Raw genomic sequence first — 3,793 nt, forward strand, 5'->3', positions numbered from 1 at the left:
CGCAACTCACGTTCTACACGCGACGGAGCTTCTGTGTCGAAGACGACTCTTAGTATCCGAAGATCTTCGAGTTGAAACCCGGTTCTGAATAGTTCTCGTGCTCTCTCCCCGCTGACGTCCGAGAAGACCGAATCCCATTCAACATCTCGTATCTCTACACGCGCAACGGAAGGCGAAGGACCAAGGCGAAGCGTGTCCAGCGGCAGAAAGAACTCGCCGACCACCTGCTCGTCAACGACCACTTTTGCAAGGAGATCAATCGACTCAGCAATTACGCGATCAGGGAGCTGCGAGCGTTTCACCTTTCGGCCGTTGAGCACTCCGCGTTCTCCGATCTGCCATTCCAACGCGATCTCCATGGTAGCCTTGTCGGCGACTTCCATAAACCGGTAGCGGACGACCAGGACGTCTATAAATGGCAGCAGGCGGAATTTGTCATAGTCCAGGGGCGCGGCATCCACACGCCGTTGCTCCGGCCAATTCGTGAGGGTCACGACGCCCTCGACATCCGGCGGCCTGTCCTGGGCTTTCACGTCCACGATACTGATCAGTCCGCACCATAAAACGACAGCGGCAACGGCGGCCGGGCGCGGCCCGACACACGACAACAGGTCCCTTTTCTGCATCTTCATACCCTCTGGATGGATTGGCGTGCGGGACAGGGAGATCCGCTCCGGTATCGAACTTGTTTCCAGCAAATTTAGTGCCCCAGCGACACGACGATGTACGGCAGCCATGGGCCGTGGACGGCAGTCTCGAGCCGGCGTCAGGTGCTTTTGGCCCCCGCGCCGTGTTCCCTTGCCCCCTTAGTCGGGGATGATTAGCTTTGTGAAAAGGTTTTCACGACCGTGTAGCTCCCCTCCCGCCGGATCCCGACGCATGTCCTCTTCCGCGGAAGGCAAACCGCGGCATCGATGAGTAGCATCAAGGACGTAGCACGCCTCGCGGGCGTTTCCATATCTACCGTGTCACGCGTTTTGAACAACTCGTGTCCGGTAAATGAAGACAAACGTCTACGAGTCCAGAAGGCGGCCCGCGACCTTGGCTATTTCCCGAATCCCGCGGCGCGAAGCCTGCTGCTTCGCAAGACAGGTATGCTTGGGGTCGTCGTTCCTTTCGCTACGGGCGAGTTCTTTTCCGACTTCCTTTCGGGCGTTGACCAGACCGCATCCGACAACGACTACTTTCTGCTGATCTCCATTTCTCATCGCAGCGATGCAGATTTGCAGACAGCTGTCATCAATCTCCACCGACGCGTCGACGGGCTGATTGTGTGGGCGCCTGAAATGCCGGCTACCGAAGTCACATCTCTTGTTGGAGAATCCACCCGGATCGTTTTTGTGAACAGCCTGCACCCGGCAAAAGGGAACGATCTCATAGACTTCGACAATCACGGCGGCATGCACGCCGTTGCATCTCATCTTCTGGGACTGGGCCACAGAGACATCGCGTTCATCAAAGGTCCCCCGCGGGCAGCTGATTCAAGCGCCCGGCTCGATGGCTACCGCAGTGCCCTTGCCGACCACGGCATCGCAGCGCGCCCCGAGTTCGAGCTAGCGGGTGATTATACGGTCGAAGCGGGATACGACCTCGTTCCGGAAATCCTCAGCATGTCTCCGCTGCCAACGGCCATCATGGCGCCCAACGATCAGTGCGCCGTCGGTGTTCTCCGCGGGCTGGACCAGGCCGGTGTCTCCGTGCCCGAGCAGATGTCCGTCACCGGGTTTGACGACGTTCCCAGCTCTCGATTCATCACGCCGGCGTTGACGACGGCGCACGTTCCTGTCCGCGAAATGGGCGAACTCGCCATACAGACTATTGTCGACCGTATCGGAGGCCGCGAAAACGATGCAGAGGAGGTGCTGGCCGTGGACGTCGTCGTTCGACGATCAAGCGCTCCGCCCCGACTCTCGACGGTCGCTCTCTAATCCATTAGCCGAACCAGCTGGTATCCATCATGCCGAACCACCGATACGTAATTCGAGTGGCACTCATCGTCGCACTGGGCGGCTTCCTTATGGGATTCGACGCCTCGGTCATTTCCGGGGTCGTAAAGTTCATTGAACCGCAGTTCAACCTGAGCAAGCTCCAACTGGGCTGGGCTGTGAGCTCCCTGACGCTGACCGCAACCCTCGCCATGATGGTCTCCGGCCCACTTAGCGACGTGATGGGCCGCAAGAAAGTCCTGTCGCTGGCGGCTGTGCTTTACGCAATCTCTGCGATTGCATCTGCGCTCGCCCCATCCTTCTCGTTTCTCGTTGTCGCGAGGATGATCGGCGGATTCGGAGTCGGCGCCTCCCTCATTATCGCACCGATGTACATCGCCGAGATCGCCCCGCCGGCGATGCGCGGACGCATGGTGTCGTTCAACCAGCTCAATATCGTCGTAGGTATCTCCGCCGCGTTCTTCACGAACTATCTCATCCTGAAGTTTGGACAATCGGATGCCGGCTGGGCGCAGGCCCTGATGTTCGGTCCGTACAACTGGCGCTGGATGCTCGGACTCGAAACACTGCCCGCCATTCTGTATTTCTTCAGTCTGTTTTCCGTGCCCGAGAGCCCGCGCTGGCTCGTGATGAAAGGCCAGGACGCCGCAGCGCTCTCAATCATGACGCGCGCCAGCGGCGAACAGGAGGCGCGTCAGGAGATTCAGGATGTAAAGGCCAGTCTCGTTCGTGACTCGGGGAAACAGAAGGCTGCGATCTCTGAGCTGTTCATGCCCGCCATGCGACTGGTGATCACGATCGGGGTCGTCGTCGCGGTTATTCAGCAGATCACAGGCATCAACTCGGTGTTCTTCTACGCTCCGATGATCTTTGAGCAGTCAGGAATCGGAACGGACGCATCGTTCGCGCAGGCTATCCTCGTCGGCGTCATCAACCTCGTGTTCACACTGGTGGCGATTGCATTCGTGGACAGGCTCGGCAGAAAGCCGCTCCTCGCGGTCGGACTCACCGGGATTACGATCTCCATGTTCGTGCTGGCCTTCGGGTTCTACTCGGCCACGTACACGCTGACGCCCGAGTCGATAGCCGATCTGCCGGCCGAAGTCAACGTCCAGTCACTCGAAGCAATACAGGGCACCACGTTCGACAGCGACGTTGCGTTCAAGAATGCCATCACGGAAGTCCTCGGCGAGGATCAGGCCACGCAGTACGAATCGCAGCTCATCACGGCCGCCATCACCATGAAGTCGATCCTTGTGTTGATTGGCATTCTCGGATTTGTGGCATCCTTCGCCGTGTCGATCGGGCCGGTGATGTGGGTGTTGTTCTCGGAGCTGTTCCCGAATCGAATTCGAGGACTTGCCATTTCATTTGTCGGCCTTATCAACTCGGCGGTCAGTTTCATCGTGCAACTCGTCTTCCCGTGGGAACTGGCGAACTTCGGAAGCGCCATGACCTTTTTGATCTACGGGTTGTTCGCGGCGGTCGGACTCGTCTTCATCATGCTTGTGCTTCCCGAGACGAAGGGCCGGTCACTTGAAGAACTCGAAAGCATTCTCGTGAAGAACCCGTCCTGAGCAAGTGCGGCCAGCCTATCCCTGAAGAAACAAGAACGGCAGTATCGGTAACTCCAATGAATGACATGCGCACGACCGTCCCGATCGGCTTTCTCATCCTGGGAGTGCTGGCACTCACCGGTTGTGATCGGCAAATCGATTCAGAAAGCGGCCCGATCAAGGTCGAACTCAGACAGGAGGATGGCGTGTACCGGGTCTACCGTGGAGGGGAGCCGTTCTTCATCCGCGGTGCCGGTCTTGAGCGGCAACCTCCCGGCGCGGGTAGCATTG

The 3,793-nt window shown here is 58.6% G+C and carries 4 protein-coding genes; 3 read left to right on the forward strand and 1 reads right to left on the reverse strand.

Annotated elements, in window-relative coordinates; genetic code table 11:
• A partial coding sequence (locus HKN37_05560) for a hypothetical protein (protein NNE46111.1) occupies positions 1 to 626 on the reverse strand: 626 nt, incomplete at its 3' end.
• Between the two features lie 288 nt (positions 627 to 914).
• On the opposite strand from HKN37_05560, the gene HKN37_05565 reads away from it, so the two are divergent.
• The 3 genes from HKN37_05565 to HKN37_05575 all read left to right on the forward strand — a co-directional run.
• Positions 915 to 1,928 (forward strand): LacI family DNA-binding transcriptional regulator, encoded by a 1,014-nt coding sequence (locus HKN37_05565; protein NNE46112.1) that lies wholly within the window; start codon positions 915 to 917, stop codon positions 1,926 to 1,928.
• A gap of 29 nt (positions 1,929 to 1,957) precedes the next feature.
• Positions 1,958 to 3,523, forward strand: coding sequence for a sugar porter family MFS transporter (locus HKN37_05570; protein ID NNE46113.1), 1,566 nt, complete (start codon positions 1,958 to 1,960; stop codon positions 3,521 to 3,523).
• A gap of 56 nt (positions 3,524 to 3,579) precedes the next feature.
• Positions 3,580 to 3,793 (forward strand): hypothetical protein (locus tag HKN37_05575; protein ID NNE46114.1); only part of this gene is annotated, 214 nt, incomplete at its 3' end.

Source organism: Rhodothermales bacterium, from assembly GCA_013002345.1.
Taxonomy (GTDB): domain Bacteria; phylum Bacteroidota; class Rhodothermia; order Rhodothermales; family JABDKH01; genus JABDKH01.